General features: G+C 49.8%; 1 protein-coding gene. It reads left to right on the top strand.

Annotated features, from left to right (window positions below):
- Nucleotides 1–522, top strand: a 522-nt coding sequence (locus R7R24_RS30320; protein ID WP_318120665.1) for an AMP-binding enzyme, incomplete at both ends; no start/stop codon positions are given.

The raw sequence follows: 522 nt of genomic DNA, 5'->3' as shown, positions 1-522 counted from the left end.
CGTTACCGCCAAGCTGCTTACCAACCGTGTGGCGAAACCATGATCGTTTTGAAACGGGCTACCTAAGCCAATTCCCGGGTTACTATGTTTCTGGCGATGGCGGCTACCTTGATGAAGATGGTTACTTGTTCATCATGGGACGAATCGATGACGTGATTAACGTGGCTGGCCACCGTCTGTCTACTGGTGAAATGGAAGAAATTGTTGGTGGTCACCCAGCCATCGCAGAATGTGCAGTAGTTGGCATTCACGATGATCTGAAAGGGCAGCTACCACTTGGTTTCGTTGTGCTGAAGGATGGCGTGAAGGTTGATGAGTTAGCGCTAGAAGGCGAACTTGTGGGCAAGGTGAGAAATGAGATTGGCGCGGTTGCATGCTTCAAACACGCACTGGTTGTAGATCGCTTACCGAAAACACGCTCGGGTAAAATTCTGCGTCGAACCATCCGCCAAATTGCTGATGGTGAACAATACACCGTGCCATCGACGATTGATGATCCAACGAGCCTGAATGAAATAGAGC

The sequence above is a fragment of the Vibrio sp. 704 genome (assembly GCF_033339295.1).
The sequence above is the reverse complement of the archived record's forward strand: the minus strand, read 5'-3'. Positions and strand labels throughout refer to the sequence as shown.